Consider the following 24,818-nt stretch of genomic DNA (forward strand, 5'->3'; position numbering starts at 1 on the left):
TTCAAATGAAAAAAACAATATGCTTCCTTGTGTTGATTACTCAAATAAGTTTTTCTCAAAAACTAAAAATAGACACAAAAACTACCTACCAAACTATTCACAGTTTTGGAGCTTCCGATTGTTGGTCGATGCAAATGGTGGGTGAAAATTATCCTATTGAAAAGCGAGAAAAAATTGCGAGCCTATTGTTTAGTAAAGAACTCGACAAAGCAGGAAATCCGAAAGGAATTGGGCTTTCGATGTGGAGATTTAACATCGGTGCAGGAAGTACAGAACAAGGAATTGACAGCAAAATCATGAACGAATGGCGTAGAGCAGAATGTTTTTTAGAGAATGGAAAATACAACTGGAATAAACAACGTGGTCAACAATGGTTTTTGGATGCAGCCAAACGAAATGGCGTAGATTTTACGTTGGGTTTCTTGAATTCTGCCCCAGTTTCAATGACAAAAAATGGTTTGGCGATTGGTAGCGGAAAGCTGGGCGACTGGAATTTCGATAAAAACAAAATTGATGATTTTACTGGTTTTCTGGCGGAGGTTTCGGCAAAATTGGAATTCGATTATATCAGTCCATTTAACGAACCTCAGTGGGATTGGGGGCCAAAATCAAAATCGGGGTTTGGCTCGCAGGAAGGAACTCCTATTAATGATGAAGATTTGGCTTGGGCAGTGCGAAAGCTCGACACAAAAATGACCGAACGAAAGCTAAACACCAAGGTTGTAATTACGGATGCCGCACAGATTGATTATTTGTACAAATCGAAGAGTAACCGTAGCGAAGTTGGACAAGATAATCAGATTGAAAGTTTCTTTTCGGAATCGAGTAAAAACTACGTTGGCAACTTAAATTCGGTCGAAAAACTGATTTGTGGACATAGCTATTTTACAACTTCGCCGAGTAGCGAACTAATTGGCAAACGCCAAGATTTATCGGCAAAAATTCAGCAACAAAAAATCAATTATTGGCAGTCGGAATATTGTGTTTTGGGCGATAATGCTGGCGAAATTGAAGGTGGCGGACAAGATTTGGGCATGAAAACCGCTTTATATGTGGCTAAAGTTATTCATGCCGATTTAACTTATGCCAATGCTTCGGCGTGGCATTGGTGGCTTTCGGTCAGTGCCAATGACTATAAAGACGGCTTGATTTATGTTTCCAATAATGGCGTAAAAGGCGAAAACGACAATAATAAATTTGATGCTGAAATTTATGATTCAAAACTTCTTTGGGCGTTTGGTAATTTTTCAAGATTCGTAAGGCCACAAATGCAGCGAATAAAAATCGAAACCGCTAATAAAGATTTGATGGTTTCGGCCTATAAAAGTGCAAAAGAATTAGTGGTCGTAATTGTAAATCCTGCCCAAAATCAGCGAATCGAACTGCCAAATCTTACAGAAAATCAAGTAATTAACACCTACACTACATCAAAAGACAAGAATTTAGCTCATAGTAAAATCAAGGGTACAAGCATTGAAATACCTACTGATGCTGTGGTTACTTTGGTGATAAAGTTAAAATAATTTATATAGCTTTTGTTTTTTTTGATTTATTTATAAATAATCCTTAAAATTACATGTATTTGTAAATAAATTTATCCCTATATGCTATGAAAATAAAATTAAAACTTCAAAAGTATTTGTGTCTGTTTGGCATTATCTTATTGTCGATGGATGGCTTTTCCCAAACTAAAAAAAACGTAACAATACCGCCTAAGCAGACAGAAACCCTTCTTAAATCGACGCTTGATAAGTCAATTTATAGGGATGTTCAGAAAATTCTCAATGAGAAGAGCGTAATGGACCAAGTGATTCCTGATGATTTAATCGTTCAAGGAAGTGGTTGCTTTGGCTTTGATTGTGTAGATAACGAGTCTTTTAGTTTCGATACGATTCGGCTCAAAGAAAATAATACAAGATTTGCATTTGATGATACAAGTGTTGGAACTTTTCCTGCAAATGATTGGCAAATAGAAGCTAATGAAAGTGCATCTGGTGGAAAAAATGCCTTCTCGATATTAGATATAACGGGCAGTAAAACTCCTTTTAGAATAGAAGCAGGAGCTCGAACCAACGCACTTTATGTATCAAGTGGTGGTAAAATTGGTATCGGAACGAATACCCCTGTTATGGATGTAAACATTTCAACAGGAGATACACCAGGAGTACGATTGGAACAAAATGCAAGCGGCGGATTTACAGCTCAAACATGGGATATGGCAGGCAATGAAGCCAATTTTTTTATAAGAGATGTAACGGGCGGAAGTCGATTACCTTTCAGAATTAGACCAGGAGCTCCAACAAGTAGTATTGATATTGCCGCCAGTGGAAATGTGGGAATTGGTATAGCATCGCCGACAGTAAAACTCCATGTTATGGGAGATGGTTTTTTCTCTGGAAGTATTTATGCCACAAATGCTATTTTGCCAGGAGCTTCTTCGCCATCGGATAGAAACCTAAAGAAAAATATCCAAAATCTTACTGGAGCTACTTCTATTCTAAAGCAATTATATCCGAAAACTTTTTTGTATGATATCGAAAAATATCCCAATGCTGGTTTACCAAAAAAAATGCAGTTTGGTCTAATTGCTCAAGAGTTGGAGGATGTTCTGCCAAATTTGGTAGAAAATAATACGCATCCAACAGGGTTAACATTTAAAAGCGTTAATTACACTGGTTTGATTCCAATACTAATAAAAGCTATGCAGGAACAACAAACCGAAATAGAAAGTTTGAAACGAAAACTCGGAGAATATGAGTCTCTAAACACCCGCCTCAGCCAACTTGAAGCGATGCTCAATAATGACGAAAAATTAAAACAAACTGATAAAAAATAGAAGCTACCTCATGAAAAATATATTTACATCATTCTTATTTTCAATGATTGCCTTTGTTTCTTTCGGGCAGAATATTGATGAAAATGGCAGAACTCCAAATCAAAGAAATGCTACAATAACACCACCAGAGCCAGCGACGTATTTGACTGAAAATAAAGCAATAAAATCGCTCACTTCCTTCACATTAAATTTTTCGCTTCCCGAAGGAAAAAATAGTGGAGAAATTAAGTTTTTTAATCCAAACAAAGATGAGGAATTAAAAAGCGTAAAAGTAAGCCAACGTAAAGGTTCGATGCAATTTTCAGCAACTGATTTTACTGTTAAAGGAGTTATTGTTGGATTATATGCCGATGGTATTTTAGTAGAAACCTCAAAAGTGACTATTTCCCAATAAGACTTTACTTATTTGATTGAGACTTTCAAAACGTCAGAGCAATATAAAGTCTCCTCTTATTTTTGTAAATTAGGGGAGACTTTATAAAAGAAATTCACCATTACGATTTACTTCTTCTCAAAATAATCAACAGTCAAGTGGCAAAGGGCTTTTACGCCGAGACCTAAACCGCTATCATCTATAAAGAAATCAGGCGTATGGTGCGGAGCTGCCGCTGTGCTTCCGATGGGTTTTCCACCCAAAAAGAAGAAAAATGCAGGTACTTTTTTTCCAAAAAAACTAAAATCTTCAGCACCAGTAGCCAACGGAGCTTGAAGAAGATTTTCTTTGCCCGCCAAAGCAGTTAATGTCGGAATCATTTTTTCGGTCAAAGTTGGGTCATTATAAGTGACAGGAACGCCAATATTGATTTTCAAATCGGCAGTTGCACCTGCACTTTCGGCAATATTGGTTGCAATTTCTTGCATTCTTTTGTGAATGAGTTTTTGTTGCGTTTCGCTGAAAGTTCTGATTGTGCCAATCATCGTTGCTTCTTCGGGAATAATATTGCTTCTGATTCCCGCATTAAAAGCTCCAATCGTTACAATAGCTGGGTTTTCTGTAATGTCCACATTTCGGCTGATAATTGTTTGGTACGCCATCACGATTTGTGAGCCAGTCACAATCGGGTCAACACCGCTCCATGGGCTTGCTCCATGCGTTTGTTTTCCTTTGATTTTGAGCGTATAAGTATCGGCAGCGGCCATTTCTGGGCCAGAACGGTATCTTATTTGTCCGACATTTGTCTGTGAATTAATGTGCAATCCAAAAGCTACATCTACTTTCGGGTTTTCCATTACACCTTGTTTTATCATTAAATCTGCACCACCTTCTTCGCCCGCTGGAGCTCCTTCTTCGGCTGGTTGGAAACAAAATTTCACCGTTCCTGCCAAATCATTTTTCATTGACGAAAGCACTTCGGCCACGCCCATCAAAATCGCCACGTGCGTATCGTGTCCGCAAGCGTGCATAACGCCAGTTTTTTGGTTATTATATTCGGTCACAACATTCGATTTGAAAGCCAATTCGCCTCTTTCTGTAACTGGAAGTGCGTCCATATCAGCTCTTAATAATACAACAGGGCCTGGTTTTCCACCTTTCAACACTCCTACAACGCCTGTGTAAGCTACTTTTTCTTGGACTTCAATTCCGAGCGATTTTAGGTGAGCTGCAATTTTTTCGGCAGTTTTAAACTCACGATTCCCGAGTTCGGGGTTTTGATGAATATCTTTACGCCAAGCTACTACTTTTTGGTCGATAGATTCGGCTTTTAAATTGATTTTTGGTTTCAACGAACTTTGCCCGAAAACATAAGTTGCTGATAATGAGAGGAGTAAAAACAGGGTTCTTTTCATTGGATAAATTTTGTTGATAAATTTTTGCTGTTAATGTAAGTGTATTTTATAAAATAATTGCGTTTCAATCGTTCGAAGATAGTACTTTATGAAAAGTATAAATTTCGAACAATTTGAACCTTCAAACTTAACGATTCTAAGAATACCTTAAAACTACTTATCAAATTTAATTTATTATTTTTTTCAGTTGATTATTACGCATTTTTGTACTTGTCAAATCATTCTGAATTGTGTTTCTTTGTTGAAAAATAAATTTTGATTATGAAACCAGTTTACAAAGCACACCCTTGGCATGGAATTCCGGTGGGAGACAAAGCCCCAGAAAGAGTAACCGTATTTATTGAAATTGTAGCTTCGGATACCATTAAATATGAAGTAGATAAAGAATCGGGTTATTTAAAAATCGACCGCCCGCAAAAATATTCAAATATTATTCCTTCGTTGTATGGTTTTATTCCACAAACATATTGTGGCGAAGAAGTAGCAAAATTAGCTCGTGAGCGTGGCTCTGATAAAGTACAAGAAGGTGATGGCGACCCACTTGATATTTGCGTACTTTCGAGTCATCATATTCCGCATGGAGATATTTTATTACAAGCTATTCCGATTGGTGGTCTTTGTTTGCTAGATAAAGGCGAAGCGGATGATAAAATTATTGCAGTTTTAGTTGACGACCCGATTTATCAAAAATTTGCAGATATTAGCGAGCTTCCAGAAGCAATTCTTACTCGTTTGAAACATTATTTCTTGACGTATAAGAGTTTGCCAGATGAAAAAAATGCTATCGAAATATCAAATGTTTATGGTAGAGAAGATGCCCACGAAGTAATCCGTAAATCAATGATGGACTACCGTGATTTGATTTTCAAGCCAATATAAATAGAAAAAAATATTTGTGAAGGAGTAAAAAATGGATTTATGAAATATTGATTTTCTAAATCCATTTTTTATTTCCTGTAAAAACTTTACCTTTGTGCTTGATAATCAATTAATTAAGTAATTACAGCAGTGATGCTGCAAATCCAATGAGGAATACAGATAGACCAAAAAAAGACGATAACCGTGGTGGTTTCGGCGAAAAAAAACAAGATGCTGCATGCAAACCATTTGGCGATAAGCCTGCTTTCAAGAAAAGAGAAAATGGCGTTGGTGGTTTTGGAGAAAGAAAGCGAATAGCAAGTAGCGAAACTAAAAATTATGGCGACCGTCGCTCAGATGACAAAAAAACCTTTGGCGAACGCAAGCCATTTAACAGCGACCGTCCTTACCAAAAGCGAGAAGAAAGCAACGATAGAAAACCATTTGGCGAACGCAAACCATTTAACAGCGACCGTCCTTACCAAAAGCGAGAAGAAGGCAACGATAGAAAAACCTTTGGCGAACGCAAACCATTTAGCAGCGACCGTCCTTACCAAAAGCGAGAAGAAGGCAACGATAGAAAAACCTTTGGCGAACGCAAACCATTTAGCAGCGACCGTCCTTACCAAAAGCGAGAAGAGGCAAGTGAAAGAAGTTTTGCCCCAAAATCTTTTGAGGACAAGCCAAAAACATTTTCTGACGAAAGACCAGCACATCCTTTCCGAAAAAGAGATGAAAGTGGTAGAGCAACTTCCAACGACAGAAAAAATGCTTACTCAGCCGACAAACCTCGATTTCAAAAAAACGAGACATATAAACCATTCGACAGAGATTCAAAGCCAAAAAATAAATTTGAACCGAAAGAAAATCAAGCCAATTCTTCACGAGTAGATGCTCCCAATTATGATTTGGAGCGAATGAAAAGTAAACTTCCTGAGAAAATTCAGAAAAAGGTTATAAAAGAAGAGAAAGAATCGTCGAAAGATGATACAATAAGATTGAATCGCTACATTTCTAACGCAGGAATTGCGTCACGTCGTGATGCTGATGAACTTATTGCTTCGGGACAAATAACTGTAAATGGTAAAGAAGTTACGGAAATGGGCTACAAAGTAAAGCCAAATGACGTAGTAAAATATGGTAAGAAAATCCTGAATCGTGAAAAATTGGTTTATTTATTATTGAACAAACCAAAAGACTTTATCACAACAACCGAAGACCCAGACGAACGCAGAACCGTAATGGATTTGGTGAAAAATGCTTGTCAAGAAAGAATTTATCCAGTTGGTCGTTTGGATAGAAATACGACAGGCTTATTACTCTTGACGAATGATGGAGAATTAGCCGAAAAACTTTCGCATCCATCGCACGAAATCAAAAAAATATATCAAGTAGAGTTGGATAAGCCAATCACAACCGAAGATTTTGAGGCAATCGTGAATGGTGTAGAATTAGAAGATGGCTTTATTAAACCTGACGAATTAGCTCTTGTAACGCCCGATGCCGAAGTAGTAGGAATCAAGATTCATAGTGGTAAAAATCGTATTGTTAGACGTATTTTTGAAAGTTTAGGGTATGAAGTTTTGAAACTCGACCGAACTACTTACGCTGGTCTTGATAAAAAAGATTTACCACGTGGAAAATGGCGTTTCTTGACTGAAAAAGAAGTAATTCGTCTGAAATTTATGATATAAAAACGGCCAATCATCAGCCATAATTATTTCAAATGATGATTTAGCAAAAAAACCTGCGAGAGACACTCACAGGTTTTTTTGTTTTTTGTATAAAAAAATATTCTTAATTGATTGATAATAAGGAACTTGTGAATTCATTATTTGTCATTTAATATTCATCATCTATCATTGCATGATTTCGATTACAACTCACTGACCAAAATTTATTATATTTGCCCTTGATTCAAATAAAAGATAAATAGATGATGAATTATAGTTTAAACCATGTCCCGAAACGTACAGCGAAACCTCGTGAGTCTGGACTAACGATGGTAATGGATAAAGGTCTCAGTATCAGAGAAGTAGAAGATATGTTGTCTATTTCTGCCCCACATATTGATATTGTAAAACTTGGCTGGGCAACGTCATTTGTTACCCCTAATCTCAAAGATAAAGTAAAAGTTTACCAAGATGCTGGTATTCCAATTTATTTTGGCGGAACACTTTTTGAAGCTTTTGTAGCTCGTGACCAATTTGAAGATTATTTACGTGTATTAGACCAATACAAACTCGAACATGCCGAAGTTTCGGATGGTTCTATTGAAATTCCTAGTGACGAAAAATGTGAATATATTCGTCGTTTGGCTACTCGTGTAAAAGTGCTTTCGGAGGTTGGGTCAAAAGATGCAGAAAAGATTTTCGCTCCTTACAAATGGATTGAAATGATGCAATCAGAGCTTGATGCAGGTGCTTGGAAAGTAATTGGCGAAGCCCGTGAAGGAGGAAATGTTGGGCTTTTCCGAAGCAGCGGAGAAGTACGTCAAGGATTAGTTGATGAAATTATTCATGCCATTCCTGCCGAAAAAATTATTTGGGAAGCACCCCAAAAATCGCAACAAGTTTATTTCGTAAAATTGGTTGGAACAAATGTGAATCTAGGAAATATTGCTCCAAACGAAGTGATTCCACTCGAAACAATCCGTATTGGTTTACGTGGTGATACTTTTGCTCATTTCTTGCCAGAAAAAACAAAAAAACGCTTCAAACTCGGTAAATATAGTGGTGATAAACGCATCACACAAGACGAATAATGAACAAATGAGGTATGTTTCTACCTCATATTTTTTGCTTGATAAAACCACATTTTTCCACATCTTATGCTTAAAAAATGGAAATTATACATTTTATTTTAGATTTTTTGAAAGACCCATTGACTACACTTCAATGGTTTTTGTCGGAATTTGATACGCTTACTTATGCTATTTTGTTTTTGATTATTTTTGTAGAAACAGGCCTAATTATCATGCCTCTTCTACCTGGCGATTCATTGCTTTTTGCAGTTGGATTGTTGGCCTCAACAACTGGAAAAATAGATATTGCTTTTGTGATTCCTTTATTAATTTTAGCGGCTCTTTTAGGCGATAATGTTAATTATTTTGTTGGGAAAAACTTTAGTAATTTCATCAAATCTCGTGATAAAATCTTGTTCTTGAAGCGAGAATATATCACTAAAACAGAAGAGTTCTACGAAAAACATGGTGGAAAAGCGGTAATTATTGCTCGTTTTATGCCAATTATTCGCACAATCGCTCCATTTGTAGCGGGTGCGGGTAGTATGAAATATGGTAAATATATTACTTTCTGCGTAGTAGGTGCGGTTTTGTGGGTAACAAGTATTACGCTTTTGGGATATTTTTTAGGCTCAAATGAATGGGTAAAACACAATTTTGAGAAAGTAGTTTTAGGCATTGTTTTCATTTCGATTCTTCCAATGATTGTGGGAATATTGAAAGCAAGATTTGCGAAAGCTTAACATGAAGTTTTTCTGTAAAATATTGTTAATCAGTCTTTTGGCTATGCAAGTAAACGCCCAAAATTTATTGACTTCAGCTACCCAAAGCTATGCTTTTCGCTTGCGACCAAACCAAGATTTAAAGAAAGAACTTCAACGTTTTATTGACGAAAAACACATTTCAGCTGCTAGTATAATTACTTGTGTTGGCAGTTTGACAACAGTAAATATTAGATTTGCCAACCAAGAAAAATACGAAATGCTTAAAGGACATTTTGAAATAGTTTCTTTGGTTGGCATTTTGTCGAAAAATGGTTCACATATTCATATTTCTGTGAGCGATTCGACAGGAAAAACAATTGGTGGCCATTTGGGCGATGAAAGTTTGATTTATACAACGGCTGAAATTGTACTTGGAATTATGCCAAACTACGATTTTGTGCGTGAACCCGACCCAACATTCGGCTATAAAGAATTGATTGTGTATCCTAAAAAAAATGAGTAAATCTGCCTTAAATACATACTAATAAAGTAAAAGTTTAAATTTATTCAACCCTATAAAACTCAATAATGAACTGCTTCGGACTCATCGGTTTTCCGCTTGGACATTCGTTCTCGAAAAAATATTTTACTGAAAAATTTGAACAAATGGGGCTTTCTGAAAGTCATATTTATAAATTATTTGAATTGTCTGACATTCAAAAATTTCCTGAATTATTAAAATCTGAGCCAAATCTGAAAGGAATTAATGTAACAATTCCTCACAAACAAGCCATTATGCCTTTTTTGGATGGATTGGATGCTTCGGCCGAAAAAGTTGGAGCGGTAAATGTTATCAAATTTGCTGAAAATGGAAAGCTAATAGGTTATAATTCAGATTATTATGGTTTTAAAACCTCATTGGAGACTTTTTTGACAAACCTAAATCTTAACAATATCAAATCACTTGTTTTGGGTAATGGCGGTGCAGGAAAAGCTGTTGTTGCAGCTTTAAAAGATTTGGGGATTTCTTACAAAACGGTTTCTCGTACAAAATCTGAGGAAAATATTTGTTATGATGAAATACCAGCGTTAATTGCTGATTATCAGTTGATTATTAATTGTTCACCTGTTGGTACCTATCCAAAATCTGACCAATGTCCTAATATTCCTTACGAATCTTTGACAGAAAATCATTATTTGTACGATTTGGTTTATAATCCTTTAGAAACACTTTTTTTGCAAAAAGGCAAAGAAAAAGGAGCAAAAACGCATAATGGACTTCCGATGCTTCATTTGCAAGCCGAAAAAGCTTGGGAAATTTGGAATACACCACAATAAAAATAGGGGATTTGCCTGACTTAAATGTCATATATGTGGGAATAAGTTATGCAACGTTTTGACAAATAATAGCATCTTGTAAATATCCATTAAATTATAAACCACTAATCAATTTTAAATTTCTTATGAAGACTAAAGTAACTTTTTTGCTCTTTTTAATGTCATTAATTGTCAGTACATCTTTTGCTGCCAATCCTGATTTGGATTTTAAAACCGTAACCGTTGAGGATGAATTTGCTAAGGTAAATAAGCTAGAAGAATACCTTGCTACCCATCCAAACATGACTTTGGAGCAAGTAAAACAGGCCAAACCCGAACTTTTAGAAGGCATTGATTTGATTTCAAGCACAAACACTAACTTTGCTCCAACAAAAGATATGCCTTTAGTTGGTGGTTTTTGGTGGGGATGTTGCCTCGGTGTAGTAGGCTTGGCATTGGTATATTTTATTACCGACCACGACAAAGACCAAGTACGTAAAGCATTTTGGGGTTGCGTAATCGCCACAATTGTTTGGGGTGTTGGAGGTTTCTGGAATCCGTTTGGATGGTGATACTATTAAAAAAAAGACGTAAACGCCACGAAGTTTTCTTAACTTTGTGGCGTTTCTTTTTTATAATTGATTTTAAAAAATAGTGATAATGAAATTCAAAAAACACGTATTTGTTTGTACAAATGATAAAGATGCTCCTAAAAAATGTTGTGGAAGTGAGCGAGGAATGGTATTAGTTGAGGCTTTTAAGGAAGAATTGAAAGACCGAAATTTGTTAACCGAAATTAGGGCTCAAAAATCTGGCTGTTTAGACGTTTGTGCGTTTGGGCCATCGGTGGTAGTTTATCCAGAAGGGATTTGGTACGGAAATGTACAACCATCGGATATTAAAGAAATCGTAGAAAGTCATTTGGTAAATAACCAACCAGTGGAGCGTTTGCAATTAAAATTTGCTCCTAAAGAAGCATAAATATATGGCGTACAAACACCTGTTTTTTGACCTTGACCATACACTTTGGGATTTTGAGAAAAATTCTTCCGAATGTTTGGCCGATATTTATGATGTTTTCGAGTTTAAATCTTTGAATATTAGTACTTTAGCCGAATTTCAAAGCGAGTTTTCGATAGTCAATAAACGCTATTGGACAATGCTTGAGAATAACGAAATTACCCACGAAGAGCTTCGCAGACGTAGGTTTCGTGATACCTTGAATAATTTAGGGGTAGTGGCGGATGATTCATTTGGGTTGAAGATAAACGAATATTTTCTCGGACTTTTACCTCAGAAAGCTCATTTAATCGAAGGGGCTGTTGAAGTATTAGAGTACTTATTACCCAATTACGAACTTCATATCATTAGTAATGGTTGGCAGGATATTCAGGTAAATAAAATGAAAAGCTCCGAAATACACCATTATTTCGGAGAAGTAATTACCAACGAATTGGCAGGAACTCGCAAACCGAATCGCCGAATTTTTGATTATGCCATTGAAATCACGAATGCAAATATTGCTGAAAGTTTAATGATTGGAGATAATTATGAAGCGGATATTTTAGGTGCTATTAATGCAAATATGGATACCGTTTTTTATAATCCCGATGGGATTCCAACAACCGAAAAACCCACATTTGACATAAAAAGACTGGTTGAATTGAAGAATATTTTGTAAAAAAACGCCAAATCCATGAAAATTGAATACGAAGCAATTATCCAAAAAGACGAAGAACACAATGGTTCTTATTGCGATATTCCTTTCAATGTACTTGAAACTTTCGGCAAGAAAAGGGTAAAAATAAAGGCAATCATTGATGCTGTTGAGTATCGTGGACTACTTACGCCTATGGGTGGTAAATATGGTCTTTTTATGAATAAAGAAATTCGTGATAAAGTTGGTAAAACTTATGGTGATTCGGTACATATTTCAATCGAAGAAGATACTGAGCCAAGAGTTGTTGAAGTGCCACAAGATTTGCTCGAAGCAATGTTGGCGGCCGATGTAAAAGTATTTTTTGATAGTTTATCGTTTACACATCAAAAAGAGTATGTTCAATGGATTTTGGATGCTAAAAGAGAAGAAACTCGTCAAAATCGCTTGATAAAAGCCATCGAAATGATGCAGAATAAGGTAAAAACGAGATAAATGTTTTTAAAATGAAAATTATTGCTCAAAGTTTACTTCAAATAATAGACCAAGTATTGCCTTTTTTACAGCAAATAACAGAAGAAGAAGCTACAATAAAACCATTGCCAAACAAATGGTCGAAGAAAGAAGTTTTAGGTCATTTGATTGATTCAGCTTGTAATAATCAGCAAAAATTTGTTAGAATGATGGAAAAGGAACACCTAGATTTTGTTGGTTATGCTCAGGATTTTTGGGTAAATGAACAACATTATACCAAAACTAAGTGGCAAGAGTTGATTAGTTTTTGGTATGCCTATAATACCCATATTGCTCATATAATCGAACACGTAAATCCAGATTATTTACAAAATACAATTACAATTGAAGGAACGGGCCTATTTACGTTAGAATTTATTATGCAAGATTACACCGAGCATTTAAAGCATCATTTAAAAGCTATTTTACCCGAAATTGGTTTAGAAAGTAAGTTCCAAAATATTTATAATGCTTAAATATAATATTGAAAGGGGAAATTTTGTAAAAATTCCCCCTTTCAATTAATGAGATACAACCAATCTATCAGCCAACCACAAATATTCCTTTACAAATACCTCAACTTGTTTCTGAAAAGACTCATCTAACAAATTACCTTCGGCATCAAATTTTTTGTCAACAAGTGGCGTAATTAACATTTGTGGTGATGCAATGCCAAACAACGCTGCAACTAATAATTGCATTTGAAGACTTGCCCTCATACCGCCCATAGCACCAGTGGATGCTGTTGCAATACCAAATGGTTTATGACTTTGTTTGGGGAAATGGTCGAGTAAATTTTTCATTGCAGGCGAATATCCACCATTAAACTCTGGTGTAACAAGGATGAACGCATCTGCTGAAAACATTCTTTCACCTAAATGTTTCCATTCTTCTGGAACAGCTTCGAGTGAAGTCCACACTTTTTGAATATTTTGTAATGGGAAATCTCTTACATCCAATAAGTTAACTTCATGCGTGGTGGTTTCTGATAAATATTTACGTAAAAACTTTGCCACTCTCACTGTCACACTTTCGTGTCGGGGGCTTCCCGAAATAATTTCAATTTTCATAATATTAATTAAAAACTCATTGGTATATCCATCAATAAAACTTCTGCATCGCTGCTTGCTTTGATTTGAATAGCATCCACTTCGCTGATGCCTAATGCGTCACGACGACCTAATTTTTGTCCATTTATTTCAATTTCACCTTCCAAAACAAAAGCATAAACACCATTATTTTTATGTTTAATTTGATAGGAAGTTTCAATACCACTATCCAAGTTTCCAAGCGAAAACCACGCATCTTGGTTAATTCCTACACCGCCATCTTGTGTTCCTAATGGAGATACAACGGTCTGAAAAGTATTTTTTCGCTCTTCAACCGAAAAAGCTTTTTGGTCGTAACGAGGCTCAATATTTCGTAATTTTGGAAATACCCAAATTTGCAAAAACTTCACGGCTTCTCCATGATTTTTGTTTTTTTCGGAATGATAAATGCCAGTTCCAGCCGACATTATTTGTACTTCACCTTTTTTGATAACAGCAGTGTTTCCCATGCTGTCTTTGTGTTCCAAATCGCCTGAAAGCGGTATTGAGATAATCTCCATATTGTCGTGAGGATGTGTACCGAATCCCATTCCACCTGAAACGGTATCATCATTTAAGACCCTTAATGCCCCAAAATGAATTTTTGAAGGGTCGTGGAAACCCGCAAAACTAAATGAATGATAGCTATTTAACCAACCATGATTGGCATGTCCACGTTTGTCGGCTTTGTGCAATATTGTTTTCATAATTATAATACATTTACATTTAATGTATATACATATTTATTACTTAGAAAGTTCAAAAATCATATTGATTGTTAAAAATCAACTATCAATTGCTCGATTCATAAATTGAATATAAGGCAGCAAGGCTTTGAAACCGTCTAAAATGTAGTTGATGAAATTTGGTTCCAAAATTATTTTTGAATCAATATGGTTAGAAACAGTAAAACTTTTGAGTTTAATTAACTCAATGGCAGGATTTGATTCTTCATAACCTTTGGGTGGACGAACCGTGAAGGCTTCTCTATCAAGTCCATTTGGGAACTGTTTTTTAAAACTTTCTTCAGTTAAAATTTGGCTGAATTCCGCAAAATTATAGTCGATTTCAGTGCGAATCTTCTTTAAATCTTCCGATTCTGGCATCCAAATTCCACCTGCCAAGAAACATTCTGAGGGATCTATGTGGAGATAATAACCCGCAGAATGAGCTTTTTTGCCACCCTTACTAAACGACGCTCCAAAATTGGTTTTGTAAGGGTCTTTGTTTTTAGAAAAACGAACATCCCGATTAATTCTAAAAGTACAATCTTTTGCTTGCAAATGAGCTTCATCAATACTTTGGTCGAATTGACCGATGCCTTTGATAACTGTTTCAACTATTTCACCAAAATTTTTTTTGGCAGCCTCATATGTTTTACGATTGGCATCAAACCAAGGTTTATTATTGTTTTCCTTGAGGTCTTTGAGAAATTGGAGGGTTTGAGATTGAAGCATTTTAATTAAATTCTTAGTGATGAATGACAACTTACAAACTATTTTCAGCGTATAAAAGGTCAATAATGCCAAAATATTTATCAAAAGATAGCTTTTTGGGATAATTACACTTCGTTTCCTGATTTTTTTCCTTCTTCAAATGCCGAAATATTATTGAGCGTAATGATAGCAATTTGAGTTAGTGCTTCTTCGGTTAAAAAGCCTTGATGCGAGGTTATGAGTACATTCGGAAATGTCATCAATCGAGCGAGTGTGTCATCAATCAAAATTTCTTCAGAAAGGTCGTTGAAAAAAATATTACTTTCCTGCTCGTAAACGTCTAAGCCCAAATAACCTATTTTTTTATTTTTTAAAGCTTCTACTACCGCTTGCGTATCAATCAACGCACCACGACTCGTGTTGATGAGCATTACACCCGTTTTCATTTTTTCAAGAGCCTCATTATCAATCAAATGTATCGTTTTATCTGTTAATGGACAGTGTAGAGAAATGATATCAGATTGACTCAGAACATCATCAAGGGAGCTGTATGTAACGCCCAAATCTATTAAGTTTTGGTTTTTAAAAATATCATAAGCAATAACTTTACAGCCAAATCCGAGCATAATTTTGGCAAATGCTTCGCCGATTTTTCCAGTGCCTATTACACCAATTGTTTTTTGGAATAAGTCAAAACCAATGAGTTTTTCGAGTGAAAAATTTCCTTCTCTCACCCTATTGTAGGCTTTATGTGTTTTACGATTGAGCGTCATTATCAACGATACGGCGTGTTCGGCTACAGCGTGAGGAGAGTAAGCAGGTACACGTACGACACTTATATTCAATTTTTTTGCTACTTCAAAATCTACATTATTGAAACCAGCACACCGAAGAGCAATGAGTTTGATGCCTAATTGTGCGAGTTTTTCAAGAATTGTAGCATTGACAATATCATTAACAAATACGCAAATTGCGTCAAATCCTTCGGCTAAACGAACCGAAGATTCATTGAGTGAAACGTCATAAAATGCTAATTCATGGGTTTGTTTATTTTTTTCAAAAAACTCTTTGTCATAAGGTTTTGTGCTAAAAAAGGCTATTTTCATGCTAAAATTTATTTTCTATGCTAATTAAATGAATCTGTGAAGGTACGAATAATTACTGGGCTTTACTTTTACTGATTTGATAGCTAATTGTTAAATAATGCGAAAATCCCAAGGCCGAATGACTACTAACGGCATAGTCAAAAATAAACTGTTTTGACCGTAAACCAAAACCAAAATGGGCATTATTTATCTTGGACGTAATGCCAGTTCGACAATAAAAGTTTTTCACAATTTGGTATTCTAAGCCTATTTTGATGAACAACGGAAAATTGAGGTTTTTTTCAGCTTCAGCAACTATTAATATTTGTTTGGTTGGTGTAAATGCGAAACCCAATCGTAACACAGTTGGGATGTATTGCGAAGCAAATAATTTTGCTCCAGTGAGGTTATACGCATGAAAGCCGATGTTTAGTTTTGAATTCAATTTTGCCACGATTCCGAATTCGGTTAAGGCAGTTTTTTTAGAAATAAAATGCTCAATTGCTGCTTGAAAATAGCTAACCTTTATGCCTAGTGAAACTCGGTTGGTATTTTTTGCAAGAGCAATTCCAAACTTTTGTTCGTTATAAAGTTTATCGCCAAAACGTTCGGAATTAAATCCAAAATTGCAATATTTTCCGTTATAATTGCCTGAAAATGAAAGTGTTTGTAGACCAGAAATGCTATATCGTGCATGATAAGACGTACTTACATAATTGTCTTTAAGAAAACCCAAACTTGCAGGGTTATTTGAAACCGAATTTTGGTCAGAAATAGCAACATTAGCATTGGCGATTCCCCAGCTTCTTGCACCAATTGGAAATGGCTCGCTTGATGCGAAAATTAAATTTGGACGAAAAATGTTGATTGTGAAGCAGAAAACAACATATTTCCACTGAGATGAATCTATAGGGATTAATTTTAGCATTTGTGTGGGGATTTGGAGTAAAATAGGTGAATTATTATGAAAATGGCAAATAAAAAAGGAGAAGGTCGGCTGACCTTCTCCTTTTTGCTAAAACTCAAGTTTTATATCAATTAAATCTACGTTTTACAATGTCAATAAATTCTTCGGCTTCTGCACCAGTAATGTCCCATAAATAGCGTGGAACGTACTTTTTCAGAATTAACTCTTTTGCTTCGCCAAAATCTTTACAAAGTTCGAGTTCTTCGAGGGCGTGCGAAAATGCCTGAATATTACCACCAAAAAGGTTATTTGTAAATAAAAAGCGTTGATTCAACGAAATTACTCCAGTAATACCTTCAATTCGTGAATTTTGATGAAAATCCAAAACAGTTTTGCTCGATTGTGCCTGGTCATTTACAGACTTTTGTTCGCTCGCTAGCTTTTCATTAAGTCTGATATTTTCAGGGTCTTTCGGAGCATTTTTTTCTGCTATTGCTTCAGAAATTTTAGGAGCAAGTGCTTCAACTTTCTGCTCGTAAACAGGCATTGGCTCTGGTTTTTGTACAACTGGAATTACCTCGACGGGTTTTTCAATCACTGGTGTTGGCTCGAAAGTTTTTTCAATTATTGGCGGTGTAACTTCCACGATACGCTCCACAACAGGTTCAACTTTCGGTGGTGGCTGTGGTGCCTCAACTCTACGCTGTGGCGTTTGAGCGGGCATTTCAAAATCAAAGAAAGATTTATTTGAATCAGTTGCTTGTTCTTGTGTTTTGGTAGATAATAATTCTTCAGGAATCGCAACTATTTCGCCAAATTGAGCCAAATAATTATCTGGACTTTCTGCGGCAAGCGGTGTTTCATCAAGCCAAAGCATAGCTTGGTTCGCAAAAACAAATTCTTGACCATTCAGTTTTTGAGCTATTTTTGGCAAAAAATCTTTATTAATCAAAATATATTTTGTGAGCGGTTTGATATTTTCTTGACTAAATTTAAAGCTTGGCAAATCTCTCATCAATTCTTTATAAAAGGTTTGCGGTTCGAGAATCAAAACTAGGGTTTCACCCACCGAATCAATAAAAAGTGGCTCAAAATGCTCTCTTTTTACGGAAATATGTTGAGAAACCGTATTCATAAAAGTTTTTAGAGCCGTTTGAACTTCATTGGCACTAAAATCAAAATATGGACTTCGAAGACGTTGCGTATCAGCTTGCCATTTCTCAAATAAAGCTTTGATAGTCAGCATGTTTACTTGTTGGATTGTACTTAAAGAAAGAATTTGCTTCCCCGTAATACTACTGTTTACGGCGAAAAAATCATCACATACCTTTGCTGCATACGCCTTACTGTACCTTTCGACAGCGGACAAATTCAATTTGTTCGACATTAGTAAATTCGTTTTTTTTGTATTTTATTAGCGGTTGGCTATTTTTCAGGAATTAGATAGGTAAATTTTAGAAAAATATCTTAAAAAATAAGCCCTAATTACTACTGCAAAACTAACGCAACTTTGTTGCCAGTTTTTACTAGAACGAAAAAAATAATAAAATAATGTTTATCGAACCAAAAAGAGGAAGGGGACAAGGGCAAAAAACTGGCTGGATAGAGGTAGTGTGTGGGTCAATGTTTTCGGGAAAAACGGAAGAATTGATTCGTCGGCTTAATCGAGCAAAAATTGCAAAGCAACAAGTAGAAATTTTCAAACCTTCGATTGATGTGCGTTACCACGATATTGATATTGTTTCGCATAACCAGACTTCTATTCGTTCTACTCCAGTCAATGCTTCCGATGAAATTTTACTAATGACTTCTGATTGTGAAGTAGTAGGTATTGACGAAGCTCAGTTCTTTGACGCAGGAATTGTGGAAGTGGCTAATAAATTGGCTGAAAATGGGAAAAGAGTCATTATTGCTGGTTTGGATATGGATTCAAAAGGTGTGCCTTTCGGACCAATGCCAGCTTTGATGGCTATTGCCGAGTATGTAACCAAAGTACATGCAATTTGTGTAGTTTGTGGCGATATTGCTCATTATTCATACAGAAAAGTACCAAATGAGCAGCAAGTTATGCTCGGAGAATCCGATACGTATGAAGCTCGCTGCCGTAAGTGTTTTATTGCAGGATAAAAGATGATTTATATTGATTAAAAAAGGCATCTAGAAGTACAATATTTTGTTCTTTTAGATGCCTTTTTATGAGTGAAACTGTTGGTTTTAGGCTTCTAAAATCTTTTTCCACTTCTCATAAACTACTTGATAATCAGCCACTTGTGAAGTGTTTGGCTCGATTACTTTTAGTTTGGTTAATTTGCTCATTGCTTCTTTTGGAGAATTATAAAATCCTACACCAAAACCTGCTCCGAGTGCAGCTCCTTTCGCTCCGTCTGTGTCGTATAATTCAACAGGAGTATTGGTTACATTGACCAAAGCATTGCTGAAAATATCACTCAAAAACATGTTTGCATATCCTGCACGAATTACTTTTGGTTGAACACCATTAGCTTGCATGATTTCAAATCCATATTGCAACGAAAATGCAATTCCTTCTTGGGCTGCACGGAAAATATGATTTCTTGAATGAATATTAAAATCAAGATTTTGGAACGACGCTCCTAAAATTCGGTTATTGAGCATTCGTTCAGCACCATTTCCAAACGGCATTACCAAAAGTCCATTACTTCCGATTGGAGCTTGAGTTGCTAATTGATTCATGTCAGCGTAGCTCAAATTTTCACCAAAATTTTCTTTTACCCAACGGTTTAAAATTCCCGTTCCATTGATGCAAAGTAAAATTCCAATACGAGAATCACCATTTAACTGATGGTTTACATGTGCAAATGAATTGATACGAGATTTAGGGTCGTAAGAAACTTGGTCACTCACCGCATAAACCACACCCGAAGTACCAGCTGTAGCCGCAATTTCACCAGGGTTTAAAACATCCAAAGAAAGAGCATTGTTTGGTTGGTCGCCTGCTTTATATGTTACGGGTGTTCCAGCTTTTATGCCTAAAAGACTAGCAATTTCACTTGTTACTTCGCCATGATTACTAAAAACTGGCTTTATTTCAGGAATTAAATCGTCATCAAAACCATAATAATCCATCACATCAACAGAAACTTCATTGGTTTGGAAATCCCAAAAAATACCTTCAGAAAGACCCGAATTTGAAGTCGTTATCGCATCTGTAAGCATCATCGCAATGTAATCACCAGGAAGCATGATTTTGTCACATTGCTCATAAATATGCGGTTCGTTAGCTTTTACCCAAGCTAATTTTGAAGCGGTAAAATTACCTGGCGAATTGAGTAAATGATTCAAACAAATGTTTTCACCGATGTCAGAAAAAGCTTTTGATCCAATTTCAACGGCACGGCTATCGCACCAAATAATCGACGGACGAAGCACTTTTTTGTTTTTATCGACCATCACCAAGCCGTGCATTTGATAGGCGATACCAATCGCACCGATTTCTTTTGGGTCAAATTTACCCGAAGCATTGACTCTTTTGATGGCTTCGATGGTGTTGTTCCACCACATTTCTGGGTCTTGTTCTGCCCATCCTGCATGTGGAGAAGAAATGCTCGCCTCAATGTCAGGATACTGAGCCGAAGCGATAAATGTTTGTGTATCAGCATCTACAACCGATGCCTTGATTGAAGAAGTGCCAATGTCTATGCCGAGTAATAACATGATTGAGGGTTTTAATTGTCAAAGTTACAATTATTTTTTATTGGTGCAAAGTCGAGCTGAAGCACCGAATTGGTTCTTCCCCACAAAATACCGTAATTTGTATTCAATATTAAAATGAACTCGTGCAGAATAATTATTATTTTCTTCGTCAGCTTACAAAACAAGTCGAAACCAAGATTTTAGGTTTGAAGTTGATGGAATGTTTTAGCCAAGAAAAAGACGAATTGGTGTTTGGATTTGCGGCAGCTCGTGGCAAAAATCGCAATTATAAAGAGTTTTACATCAAAGCGGTTATTTTGCCTGACTTTTCGGCTTTATATTTTACTGATAAATTTGAGCGTGCCAGACGAAATAGTGTTGATTTATTTGAACAACTAATGGATTTGGAGGTTACTGACGTTCGTCAATTTCAGAATGAACGCTGTTTTGCTATTGATTTTGAACAGAATTTTTCCATTGTTTTCAAAATGTATGGTACTCGCTCGAATATTATTTTATTTCACAATCAAGTTGTAATAGAACTTTTTCATAACAGAATAGTTAGTGATAAAAATCTGATAATCAATCAATTAGACCGAACAATTGACCAGTCTTATGAGCGTTTTTTGAGCGAAGGAAAAGATTTTCGTAAACTATTCCCAACATTCGGGAAAGTTGTAAATGCTCAACTCAACGTAGGTTCTACCACTTGGGAAGCAACTCAAAAGATAGTTGAGCAATTAGAAAATCCTCATTATTATTTAGTGAGATGGGAGCATCAATTGCATCTTTCTTTACTGCCTGTTGGCGAAATTATTCAAGAATTTGAGCAGCCAATTGAGGCAATGAATGCGTTCTATATTGCCTATAATAAGGTAAATACGCTCGACGATGAAAAAGTTGAGGTGCTGCGAAGATTGACCAAAGAAAAAAAACAAACAGAGGTTTATTTGCAGAATTCTTATCAACGGATGGAGTCGCTTGATTCGGAGGTGAAGAATGAAGAAATTGGTCATATTTTGATGGCAAATTTACACCAAATCGAAGAACGTGCTGAGCGAGTAGAATTGTTTGATTTTTATCGAAATACCACTATTTCAATCAAACTTCGGTCGGACCTTTCACCCCAAAAAAATGCCGAAAATTTTTACCGAAAATCGAAAAATGAAAAGATTGAACTAGAAAAAATTGTTGAAAATATCGAAAGTAGAGAACAATTGTTAGCAATAATCAATGGCCATATCGAAAATATAGAAGCTGCTGAAAATCTTAAAAACTTACGTAGTTATTTGAAAGCCAATGGTTTAGCTCCGAATACAAAACTAAAAATACAGTCTTATCGAGAGTTATTTAAACGTTTTGAAGTAGAAGGTTTTGAAATTTTGGTCGGAAAAAACTCTAAAAATAACGATTTACTTACACAACAATATGCCTATAAAGAAGACCTTTGGTTACACGCCCGTGATGCGACGGGTTCGCATGTGGTGGTGAAATATAAAGCAGGAAAAAAATTTCCAAATGCGGTGATTGAAGCAGCGGCATCATTAGCAGCTTATTTTTCCAAACGCCGCAACGAAACGCTTGCTCCCGTAATTGTAACACCAAAGAAATTTGTAAGAAAACCCAAAGGTTTTGCCGATGGACAGGTAATCGTAGAAAAAGAAGAAGTAGTGATGATTGAGCCAAAATTACTATCATAAGTGATGAATGAAACAATAGTAATTTCGGCGTATCTTTGTATCAATTACGTGTCTTTTTGCTCAAAATCTAATATTATTCCGACCTTTATAAACAAAAATAGTCAAGATGTCAAACAACGATATTTTAAAAAAATTGAGAGTTGCCTTGCAATTGCGAGATGACCAAATTGTAGAAATTTTAAAATTATCCAATTTTAATGCTTCGAAAGCTGAAATTGGAGCGTTTTTTAGAGATAAAGAACATCCAAGTTTTAAACCTTGTGGGGACCAAATTCTTAGAAATTTTTTGGATGGACTCATCATTCATTTGCGTGGCCCGAAAGAAGATAAAAAACCTTCGATAATTAAGAATATTATTTCGCAAGAACCGAAATCTAATAAGTAATTTGCAGGCATGACTTTCAGAAATCGCTTGCAATATTTATTGGTTGTTAGACTTCAGATTTCTAATAAAGAGGCGTTAAATTTGATTTTTTCGGGAAGTATTTTTGTAAATGGTATTTCGATAAAATCAAATTGTGAACTCACCCAAACTGATGAAGTAAGGTATCAAGGAAAGATTTTGCAGGAAGCTAAGAAGTTGATTTATATAGCATTTTACAAGCCTCGTGGCATCGAAACGACACTAAATACTGAAATTTTAGATAATTTAAAAGATATTTTACCTTTTGAATATGACGTTTTTCCAGTAGGACGGCTTGATAAAGAATCGGAAGGTTTATTGCTGTTGACCAACGATGGAACTGTTTATGACAAGATTCTTCGCAATGAGAATAAAACCGAAAAAGACTATATTGTAAAGGTAGATAAAGAGATTTCGGAAGTTTTTTTGGAAAATATGTCGAGCGGAATTACGATTATGGGTAAAAAAACACTTCCTAGTAAAATCACTAAAATAGATGATTATTCTTTTAAAATTACGTTGATTCAAGGACTCAATCGGCAAATTCGGCGAATGTGTTACAAACTCAATTATGAAGTTTTGAGCCTCAAACGTATCCGCATTGGAAATGTAAAACTAGGCGATTTGAAATCGGGAGAATATGAGGTTTTAACAAAGTTTTGATTACTATCAGCAGAAATCCATTCTGCTGATAGCGTAAGATTTTTAATTTCTTCCTTTGGGTTTGTTTCCAACTTTTTTTATTGGTCGTCCATACTTTAACATCTTTTCTTCTTTGATATTTCTACGGACATTCACTTTTTGATTTTTTTCTAGTTTTTCGTGAAAAGCTGGTCCAACTGCCTCTTTTTTCGGTACTTTCACCAAGATATTCTTCATTTTCACCTGTGGCATTTCGGCTTCGGTGAGTTTTTCTGAAATCGTAAGGTTTTCGGGTAAATCCAACACAGGAATAGTATATTTCATCAATTCCTCAATATTTGCTAGGTTTTCTTTCTCTTTTTCGGTGACAAAAGTGATTGAAACACCTTTTTTATCAACTCTACCCGTTCGACCAATACGATGTACGTAGTTTTCGGGAATTTCGGGAACATCAAAATTGATAACGTGTGAAACTTCAATAATATCAATTCCACGTGCAATAATATCGGTTGCAATCAACATCTTGCAAGTGCCAGCTTGAAATTGTCGAACGGTATTGAAACGATTATTTTGTGCCTTATTTGAGTGAATAACGCCTACTTTTTCGCCATATTTTTTGGCTAATTGGTCATAAAGTTGGTCAGCTAATTCTTTGGTTGCAGCAAAAATCAGAACTTTACTCATGCTTTCATCTTCAATAAGAAGCAGCTCGAGCAAATTTACTTTCGTATAAAAATTCGGAACATTGTAAAGCGTTTGCGAAATATTATCTAAAGGCGAACCAGCTGGGGCGGCTTCAATCCTGACTGGCTCGTTGAAGTAAGTTTGAATCAATTGTTCAACTTCATCAGTAATCGTAGCCGAAAAGAGTAAATTTTGTCTTTTTGTAGGCAGTAAGTCGAGAATGTTTTTGAGTTGAACCCTAAAACCCAAATTTAACATTTCATCAACTTCATCAATAACTAGGCGTTTGAGGGCTTTTGTTTTAATAAAACCGCTTGTAAGCAAGTCGATCAGTCGCCCAGGAGTAGCTACTAACACATCTACGCCATTTGAAATTTCAAGAATTTGTGGCTTGATATTTACACCGCCATAGACCCCAACCGTAACCACACTCATGTAAGTAGTGAGTTTTTGGATAGATTCCACTACCTGTACAACCAGCTCACGCGTGGGAACGATGATTAATATCTGCGGATTTTTTTCTTTTGAAAATTGGTATTGTCGCAAACTTGGCAGCAAATAAGCAAAGGTTTTTCCTGTACCCGTTTGAGCGATTCCACATACATCTTTGCCCGACATTACTACCGAAAAAACTTTTTGCTGAATGGTAGTTGGAGTCGTATAACCCAAATATTCGAGGGCGTTGAGGAGCGGTTTATTGAGATTTAATTCGTCGAAAGTCATAATTTTATTAGTCGAAATTTGACGGTATTACTACTTTTTATCAATGAGTAATAACAAAAATT

27 protein-coding genes are annotated in these 24,818 nt (G+C 35.8%); 18 read left to right on the forward strand and 9 right to left on the reverse strand.

All coding sequences use genetic code 11. The features are described from left to right. Window positions 1-5: 5 nt before the first annotated feature. From MJQ71_RS17650 to MJQ71_RS17660, 3 genes are all read left to right on the forward strand, one after another. On the forward strand, window positions 6-1,523 hold the full coding sequence (locus MJQ71_RS17650; protein WP_238808136.1) for a glycoside hydrolase: 1,518 nt from the start codon (window positions 6-8) through the stop codon (window positions 1,521-1,523). An 86-nt stretch (window positions 1,524-1,609) separates the two neighbouring features. Beyond that, a complete protein-coding gene (locus tag MJQ71_RS17655) occupies window positions 1,610-2,836 on the forward strand; it encodes a tail fiber domain-containing protein (RefSeq protein ID WP_238808137.1) in 1,227 nt (408 codons plus the stop codon). Between the two features lie 10 nt (window positions 2,837-2,846). Further along, window positions 2,847-3,230, forward strand: coding sequence for a hypothetical protein (locus tag MJQ71_RS17660; protein ID WP_238808138.1), 384 nt, complete (start codon window positions 2,847-2,849; stop codon window positions 3,228-3,230). A 107-nt stretch (window positions 3,231-3,337) separates the two neighbouring features. On the opposite strand, the gene MJQ71_RS17665 is transcribed toward MJQ71_RS17660, so the two are convergent. Then, window positions 3,338-4,624, reverse strand: a complete 1,287-nt coding sequence (locus tag MJQ71_RS17665) for an amidohydrolase (RefSeq protein WP_238808139.1) — start codon at window positions 4,622-4,624, stop codon at window positions 3,338-3,340. Window positions 4,625-4,885: 261 nt separating this feature from the next. On the opposite strand from MJQ71_RS17665, the gene MJQ71_RS17670 reads away from it, so the two are divergent. The 11 genes from MJQ71_RS17670 to MJQ71_RS17720 all read left to right on the forward strand — a co-directional run bounded on the left by MJQ71_RS17670 (window position 4,886) and on the right by MJQ71_RS17720 (window position 12,892). Then, window positions 4,886-5,503 (forward strand): inorganic pyrophosphatase, encoded by a 618-nt coding sequence (locus tag MJQ71_RS17670; RefSeq protein ID WP_238808140.1) that lies wholly within the window; start codon window positions 4,886-4,888, stop codon window positions 5,501-5,503. Window positions 5,504-5,649: 146 nt separating this feature from the next. Continuing rightward, a complete protein-coding gene (locus MJQ71_RS17675) occupies window positions 5,650-7,176 on the forward strand; it encodes a pseudouridine synthase (protein ID WP_238808141.1) in 1,527 nt (508 codons plus the stop codon). Between the two features lie 245 nt (window positions 7,177-7,421). Next, a complete protein-coding gene (locus MJQ71_RS17680) occupies window positions 7,422-8,246 on the forward strand; it encodes a phosphosulfolactate synthase (RefSeq protein WP_238808263.1) in 825 nt (274 codons plus the stop codon). A 77-nt stretch (window positions 8,247-8,323) separates the two neighbouring features. Continuing rightward, window positions 8,324-8,968 (forward strand): VTT domain-containing protein, encoded by a 645-nt coding sequence (locus tag MJQ71_RS17685; RefSeq protein WP_238808143.1) that lies wholly within the window; start codon window positions 8,324-8,326, stop codon window positions 8,966-8,968. 43 nt (window positions 8,969-9,011) lie between these two features. Continuing rightward, window positions 9,012-9,452: a PPC domain-containing DNA-binding protein gene (locus MJQ71_RS17690; RefSeq protein WP_238808145.1), complete on the forward strand. Its 441-nt coding sequence runs from the start codon at window positions 9,012-9,014 to the stop codon at window positions 9,450-9,452. A 65-nt stretch (window positions 9,453-9,517) separates the two neighbouring features. Next, a complete protein-coding gene (locus MJQ71_RS17695; protein ID WP_238808147.1) occupies window positions 9,518-10,267 on the forward strand; it encodes a shikimate dehydrogenase family protein in 750 nt (249 codons plus the stop codon). Between the two features lie 125 nt (window positions 10,268-10,392). Beyond that, a complete protein-coding gene (locus MJQ71_RS17700) occupies window positions 10,393-10,818 on the forward strand; it encodes a hypothetical protein (RefSeq protein ID WP_238808149.1) in 426 nt (141 codons plus the stop codon). 88 nt (window positions 10,819-10,906) lie between these two features. Beyond that, entirely contained in the window at window positions 10,907-11,227 is a 321-nt protein-coding gene (locus tag MJQ71_RS17705; RefSeq protein ID WP_238808151.1) for a (2Fe-2S) ferredoxin domain-containing protein, read from the forward strand. 4 nt (window positions 11,228-11,231) lie between these two features. After that, complete coding sequence (locus MJQ71_RS17710; RefSeq protein WP_238808153.1) at window positions 11,232-11,927, forward strand: YjjG family noncanonical pyrimidine nucleotidase; 696 nt, start codon at window positions 11,232-11,234, stop codon at window positions 11,925-11,927. Between the two features lie 15 nt (window positions 11,928-11,942). After that, window positions 11,943-12,398 carry a YdeI/OmpD-associated family protein gene (locus tag MJQ71_RS17715; RefSeq protein ID WP_238808156.1) on the forward strand — a complete coding sequence of 152 codons (456 nt, stop codon included), beginning with the start codon at window positions 11,943-11,945 and terminating at the stop codon, window positions 12,396-12,398. A gap of 11 nt (window positions 12,399-12,409) precedes the next feature. Then, window positions 12,410-12,892 carry a DinB family protein gene (locus tag MJQ71_RS17720; RefSeq protein ID WP_238808158.1) on the forward strand — a complete coding sequence of 161 codons (483 nt, stop codon included), beginning with the start codon at window positions 12,410-12,412 and terminating at the stop codon, window positions 12,890-12,892. Window positions 12,893-12,937: 45 nt separating this feature from the next. Here MJQ71_RS17720 and MJQ71_RS17725 read toward each other — a convergent pair whose 3' ends face one another. The 6 genes from MJQ71_RS17725 to MJQ71_RS17750 form a co-directional block, all read right to left on the reverse strand. After that, entirely contained in the window at window positions 12,938-13,486 is a 549-nt protein-coding gene (locus MJQ71_RS17725) for an NADPH-dependent FMN reductase (protein ID WP_238808160.1), read from the reverse strand. A gap of 8 nt (window positions 13,487-13,494) precedes the next feature. Beyond that, window positions 13,495-14,211 carry a pirin family protein gene (locus MJQ71_RS17730; protein WP_238808162.1) on the reverse strand — a complete coding sequence of 239 codons (717 nt, stop codon included), beginning with the start codon at window positions 14,209-14,211 and terminating at the stop codon, window positions 13,495-13,497. A 78-nt stretch (window positions 14,212-14,289) separates the two neighbouring features. After that, window positions 14,290-14,961, reverse strand: coding sequence for a DUF2461 domain-containing protein (locus MJQ71_RS17735; RefSeq protein WP_238808163.1), 672 nt, complete (start codon window positions 14,959-14,961; stop codon window positions 14,290-14,292). 104 nt (window positions 14,962-15,065) lie between these two features. Then, entirely contained in the window at window positions 15,066-16,046 is a 981-nt protein-coding gene (locus tag MJQ71_RS17740) for a 2-hydroxyacid dehydrogenase (RefSeq protein ID WP_238808165.1), read from the reverse strand. A 52-nt stretch (window positions 16,047-16,098) separates the two neighbouring features. Then, on the reverse strand, window positions 16,099-16,953 hold the full coding sequence (locus MJQ71_RS17745) for a PorV/PorQ family protein (protein WP_238808167.1): 855 nt from the start codon (window positions 16,951-16,953) through the stop codon (window positions 16,099-16,101). Between the two features lie 106 nt (window positions 16,954-17,059). Further along, window positions 17,060-18,319 (reverse strand): DUF8457 domain-containing protein, encoded by a 1,260-nt coding sequence (locus MJQ71_RS17750; protein ID WP_238808169.1) that lies wholly within the window; start codon window positions 18,317-18,319, stop codon window positions 17,060-17,062. A gap of 164 nt (window positions 18,320-18,483) precedes the next feature. On the opposite strand from MJQ71_RS17750, the gene MJQ71_RS17755 reads away from it, so the two are divergent. Further along, complete coding sequence (locus MJQ71_RS17755) at window positions 18,484-19,059, forward strand: thymidine kinase (protein WP_238808171.1); 576 nt, start codon at window positions 18,484-18,486, stop codon at window positions 19,057-19,059. Window positions 19,060-19,146: 87 nt separating this feature from the next. On the opposite strand, the gene MJQ71_RS17760 is transcribed toward MJQ71_RS17755, so the two are convergent. Next, window positions 19,147-20,625 (reverse strand): xylulokinase, encoded by a 1,479-nt coding sequence (locus MJQ71_RS17760; RefSeq protein WP_238808173.1) that lies wholly within the window; start codon window positions 20,623-20,625, stop codon window positions 19,147-19,149. A gap of 122 nt (window positions 20,626-20,747) precedes the next feature. Between MJQ71_RS17760 and MJQ71_RS17765 the strand changes: the two genes are divergently transcribed. The 3 genes from MJQ71_RS17765 to MJQ71_RS17775 all read left to right on the forward strand — a co-directional run bounded on the left by MJQ71_RS17765 (window position 20,748) and on the right by MJQ71_RS17775 (window position 23,370). Next, window positions 20,748-22,304, forward strand: a complete 1,557-nt coding sequence (locus MJQ71_RS17765) for an NFACT RNA binding domain-containing protein (RefSeq protein WP_238808175.1) — start codon at window positions 20,748-20,750, stop codon at window positions 22,302-22,304. A gap of 106 nt (window positions 22,305-22,410) precedes the next feature. Beyond that, a complete protein-coding gene (locus tag MJQ71_RS17770; protein WP_238808177.1) occupies window positions 22,411-22,689 on the forward strand; it encodes a DUF1456 family protein in 279 nt (92 codons plus the stop codon). 9 nt (window positions 22,690-22,698) lie between these two features. Further along, on the forward strand, window positions 22,699-23,370 hold the full coding sequence (locus MJQ71_RS17775; RefSeq protein WP_238808179.1) for a pseudouridine synthase: 672 nt from the start codon (window positions 22,699-22,701) through the stop codon (window positions 23,368-23,370). 42 nt (window positions 23,371-23,412) lie between these two features. Here MJQ71_RS17775 and MJQ71_RS17780 read toward each other — a convergent pair whose 3' ends face one another. Further along, entirely contained in the window at window positions 23,413-24,756 is a 1,344-nt protein-coding gene (locus MJQ71_RS17780; RefSeq protein ID WP_238808180.1) for a DEAD/DEAH box helicase, read from the reverse strand. Window positions 24,757-24,818 lie beyond the last annotated feature (62 nt).

Origin of the sequence: Emticicia aquatica (assembly GCF_923079645.1) — a bacterium.
GTDB lineage: Bacteria > Bacteroidota > Bacteroidia > Cytophagales > Spirosomataceae > Emticicia > Emticicia aquatica.